The following is a 5,522-nucleotide window of genomic DNA, read 5'->3' as shown; positions in this document are numbered from 1 at the left end:
TGGTCATCGAGGAGCATCTCTGCTCACTCAACAACCAACCCCGGCTTATGAAGAAGTCCGGCGGTGACCTACTCTCCCACAGGGTCCCCCCTGCAGTACCATCGGCGCTGAGAGTCTTAGCTTCCGGGTTCGGAATGTAACCGGGCGTTTCCCTCTCGCTATGACCGCCGAAACACTATGGATAACCAATCATGTTCCGAACCACACACCACACCCAAACAGGTGCGACACATGGTCGATCCTCGATCGTCTATCGAGAACCACAAAGTGGACGCGAACAGCAACAACATTCATGTGCATGTTTTATCAAATCATCAGCTTATTAGTACCGGTCAGCTCCACACATTTCTGTGCTTCCACATCCGGCCTATCAACCCAGTCGTCTACTGGGAGCTTCTCCCCCGAAGGGATGGAAATCTCATCTTGAAGCCGGCTTCCCGCTTAGATGCTTTCAGCGGTTATCCGTTCCGAACGTAGCCAATCAGCGGTGCTCCTGGCGGAACAACTGACACACCAGAGGTTCGTCCATCTCGGTCCTCTCGTACTAAAGATAGATCTTCTCAAATTTCCTACGCGCGCAGCGGATAGAGACCGAACTGTCTCACGACGTTCTGAACCCAGCTCGCGTGCCGCTTTAATGGGCGAACAGCCCAACCCTTGGGACCTACTCCAGCCCCAGGATGCGACGAGCCGACATCGAGGTGCCAAACCATGCCGTCGATATGGACTCTTGGGCAAGATCAGCCTGTTATCCCCGAGGTACCTTTTATCCGTTGAGCGACAGCGCTTCCACAAGCCACTGCCGGATCACTAGTCCCGACTTTCGTCCCTGCTCGACTTGTCAGTCTCACAGTCAAGCTCCCTTGTGCACTTACACTCGCCACCTGATTGCCAACCAGGTTGAGGGAACCTTTGGGCGCCTCCGTTACTCTTTAGGAGGCAACCGCCCCAGTTAAACTACCCACCAGGCACTGTCCCTGAACCGGATTACGGTTCGAAGTTAGATATCCAGAATGACCAGAGTGGTATTTCAACAACGACTCCACGAACACTAGCGTGCCCGCTTCACAGTCTCCCACCTATCCTACACAAGCCACACCGAACACCAATACCAAGCTGTAGTAAAGGTCACGGGGTCTTTTCGTCCTGCTGCGCGTAACGAGCATCTTTACTCGTAATGCAATTTCGCCGAGTTCGCGGTTGAGACAGCTGGGAAGTCGTTACGCCATTCGTGCAGGTCGGAACTTACCCGACAAGGAATTTCGCTACCTTAGGATGGTTATAGTTACCACCGCCGTTTACTGGGGCTTAAATTCAGAGCTTCGCCGAAGCTAACCCTTCCTCTTAACCTTCCAGCACCGGGCAGGCGTCAGTCCGTATACATCGTCTTGCGACTTCGCACGGACCTGTGTTTTTGATAAACAGTCGCTTCCCACTGGTCTCTGCGGCCATCAATGCGCTTTCAGGAGTAAATCCCTATACGCCTCAGGCCCCCCTTCTCCCGAAGTTACGGGGGCATTTTGCCGAGTTCCTTAACCACGATTCTCTCGATCTCCTTGGTATTCTCTACCTGATCACCTGTGTCGGTTTGGGGTACGGGCGACTAAAACCTCGCGTCGATGCTTTTCTTGGCAGCAGAGGATCACCGACTACCTCACCGAAGTGAGTTCCGCGTCAGATCTCAGGCTTCACGAGTGACGGATTTGCCTATCACTCACCCTACGTCCTTGCCCGGATTCAACCAATCACCCGGTTCGGCTACCTTTCTGCGTCACACCTGTTAATACGCTAACCGCACCAGAACGGGGTCGAGCGCTAGGCTCCCCACCCACCCGAAGGCGGACGAAGAGATTCAGACTCTTAGCACTACTGGATTAGCTTGGGCGGTTTTTCGCCGGCCACGGGAATATCAACCCGTTGTCCATCGACTACGCCTGTCGGCCTCGCCTTAGGTCCCGGCTTACCCAGGGCAGATTAGCTTGACCCTGGAACCCTTGATCATTCGGAGGACGGGTTTCTCACCCGTCTTTCGCTACTCATGCCTGCATTCTCACTCGTGTAGCGTCCACGGCTGGTTTCCACCGCCGCTTCACTCGCCACACGACGCTCTCCTACCCATCCACACGACTGGACCACGAAGGCCTGTCTATAAATATGAATGCCACAACTTCGGTGGCGTGCTTGAGCCCCGTTACATTGTCGGCGCGGAATCACTTGACCAGTGAGCTATTACGCACTCTTTCAAGGGTGGCTGCTTCTAAGCCAACCTCCTGGTTGTCTGTGCAACTCCACATCCTTTTCCACTTAGCACGCGCTTTGGGACCTTAGTTGGTGGTCTGGGTTGTTTCCCTCTCGACTATGAAGCTTATCCCCCACAGTCTCACTGCTGCGCTCTCACTTACCGGCATTCGGAGTTTGGCTGACGTCAGTAAGCTTTTGGGCCCCATCGGCCATCCAGTAGCTCTACCTCCGGTAAGAAACACGCAACGCTGCACCTAAATGCATTTCGGAGAGAACCAGCTATCACGAAGTTTGATTGGCCTTTCACCCCTAACCACAGCTCATCCCCCCAGTTTTCAACCTAGGTGGGTTCGGTCCTCCACGAAGTCTTACCTTCGCTTCAACCTGGCCATGGATAGATCACTTCGCTTCGGGTCTAGGACATGCGACTGAATCGCCCTATTCAGACTCGCTTTCGCTACGGCTGCCCCACACGGGTTAACCTCGCCACATATCACTAACTCGCAGGCTCATTCTTCAAAAGGCACGCCGTCACAGCTACAAGGCTGCTCCGACGGATTGTAAGCAAACGGTTTCAGGTACTATTTCACTCCCCTCCCGGGGTACTTTTCACCTTTCCCTCACGGTACTTGTCCGCTATCGGTCATCTGGGAGTATTTAGGCTTATCAGGTGGTCCTGACAGATTCACACGGGATTTCTCGGGCCCCGTGCTACTTGGGATACTCTTCAACGTCAATACACGCATTTCGACTACGGGACTCGCACCCCCTCTGGTCAGCCATTCAAAGCTGTTCGTCTATACGCTATTGTCACGCCCACTGCCTGGTAGAGCAGCATGAAAAGTCCCACAACCCCGACCGTGCAACCCCTACCAGGTATCACACACGACCGGTTTAGCCTGATCCGCGTTCGCTCGCCACTACTAACGGAATCACTGTTGTTTTCTCTTCCTGTGGGTACTGAGATGTTTCACTTCCCCACGTTCCCTCTACCCGCCCTATATATTCAGGCGGGAGTCACCAGGTCACCACAAGGGGCCTGGCGGGGTTTCCCCATTCGGAAATCCTCGGATCAAAGTTCGATTATCAACTCCCCGAGGCTTATCGCAGATTTCTACGTCCTTCTTCGGCTCCAGATGCCAAGGCATCCACCGTTTGCTCTTAAAGATTTGATTTACACATGAGTAGCCAATCATTTCATTCTCAGAAACTCTTGACTAAAATTGCTGAACACCACAAACACCACCCAAAGGCGACATTCGCGGCATTCAAGATGCTCGCGTCCACTGTGTAGTTCTCAACATACGATCGGTACCAACACCCACCAACACAAAGCCGGCGAACGAAGGCCCAAGAGTCCGATCCACCACCATCCGAAGACGACAGCAGGCCCGGTCCCTCAGGACCCAACAGCGTGCACACCAGCACCCAACACAACACCAGCCGTTCCAACCCCAAAAAGAGGCGTACTAAACCAGCATCACGCTGAGCACCGAATAGTCAAATGTTCCACCCATGAGCGCCACCGATCGACATTCGCGACCGAAATGACTTCAGCTCCACACCCAAAAGGATGCGTGCTAAGTGCTCCTTAGAAAGGAGGTGATCCAGCCGCACCTTCCGGTACGGCTACCTTGTTACGACTTAGTCCTAATTACCGATCCCACCTTCGACGGCTCCCTCCAAAAGGTTAGGCCACCGGCTTCGGGTGTTACCGACTTTCATGACTTGACGGGCGGTGTGTACAAGGCCCGGGAACGTATTCACCGCAGCGTTGCTGATCTGCGATTACTAGCGACTCCGACTTCATGGGGTCGAGTTGCAGACCCCAATCCGAACTGAGACTGGCTTTTTGGGATTCGCTCCACCTCGCGGTATTGCAGCCCATTGTACCAGCCATTGTAGCATGCGTGAAGCCCAAGACATAAGGGGCATGATGATTTGACGTCATCCCCACCTTCCTCCGAGTTGACCCCGGCAGTCTCATATGAGTTCCCACCATTACGTGCTGGCAACATACGACGAGGGTTGCGCTCGTTGCGGGACTTAACCCAACATCTCACGACACGAGCTGACGACAACCATGCACCACCTGTATACCGACCTTGCGGGGCGAACATTTCTGAACGTTTCCGGTATATGTCAAGCCTTGGTAAGGTTCTTCGCGTTGCATCGAATTAATCCGCATGCTCCGCCGCTTGTGCGGGCCCCCGTCAATTCCTTTGAGTTTTAGCCTTGCGGCCGTACTCCCCAGGCGGGGCGCTTAATGCGTTAGCTACGACACGGAAACCGTGGAATGGTCCCCACATCTAGCGCCCAACGTTTACGGCATGGACTACCAGGGTATCTAATCCTGTTCGCTCCCCATGCTTTCGCTCCTCAGCGTCAGTAATGGCCCAGAGATCTGCCTTCGCCATCGGTGTTCCTCCTGATATCTGCGCATTCCACCGCTACACCAGGAATTCCAATCTCCCCTACCACACTCTAGTCTGCCCGTACCCACTGCAGACCCGAGGTTGAGCCTCGGGATTTCACAGCAGACGCGACAAACCGCCTACGAGCTCTTTACGCCCAATAATTCCGGACAACGCTTGCACCCTACGTATTACCGCGGCTGCTGGCACGTAGTTAGCCGGTGCTTTTTCTGCAGGTACCGTCACTTTCGCTTCTTCCCTACTAAAAGAGGTTTACAACCCGAAGGCCGTCATCCCTCACGCGGCGTTGCTGCATCAGGCTTTCGCCCATTGTGCAATATTCCCCACTGCTGCCTCCCGTAGGAGTCTGGGCCGTGTCTCAGTCCCAGTGTGGCCGGTCACCCTCTCAGGCCGGCTACCCGTCGTCGCCTTGGTGAGCCATTACCTCACCAACAAGCTGATAGGCCGTGAGCCGATCCATAACCAAAAAATCTTTCCAAACACAGACCATGCGATCGTGTTAGATATCCAGTATTAGCCACCGTTTCCGGAGGTTATCCCAGAGTTATGGGCACGTTGCTCACGTGTTACTCACCCGTTCGCCACTAATCCACCCAGCAAGCTGGGCTTCATCGTTCGACTTGCATGTGTTAAGCACGCCGCCAGCGTTCGTCCTGAGCCAGGATCAAACTCTCCGTAAATGAATAACAACCAAACAAACCCAAAGGCTCGCCGGTAAACATCACGCCACCACACCGAAGTGCGATGACAAGTTTGAAACTGACAAAAAACAAAACAACACCAAACCCGAAAGTTCAGTACTGACTTGTATTGTCCAAATATGTTTCCAAAAGGAATCCTTACCCC

3 rRNA genes are annotated in these 5,522 nt (G+C 53.9%); all 3 read right to left on the bottom strand.

The window, feature by feature from the left end:
* Positions 1–55: 55 nt before the first annotated feature.
* The 3 genes from rrf to C5B99_RS18880 all read right to left on the bottom strand — a co-directional run bounded on the left by rrf (position 56) and on the right by C5B99_RS18880 (position 5,356).
* A 5S ribosomal RNA gene (rrf, locus tag C5B99_RS18890) occupies positions 56–172 on the bottom strand.
* Positions 173–302: 130 nt separating this feature from the next.
* Positions 303–3,416 (bottom strand): 23S ribosomal RNA (locus tag C5B99_RS18885).
* 420 nt (positions 3,417–3,836) lie between these two features.
* A 16S ribosomal RNA gene (locus tag C5B99_RS18880) occupies positions 3,837–5,356 on the bottom strand.
* Together the 16S, 23S and 5S rRNA genes form the textbook arrangement of a ribosomal RNA operon.
* Between the last annotated feature and the right edge of the window lie 166 nt (positions 5,357–5,522).

It is taken from the genome of Pseudoclavibacter sp. Z016 (assembly GCF_002931215.1).
Classification (GTDB): domain Bacteria; phylum Actinomycetota; class Actinomycetes; order Actinomycetales; family Microbacteriaceae; genus Pseudoclavibacter.
This window is presented reverse-complemented; position numbering and strand designations above follow the sequence as displayed.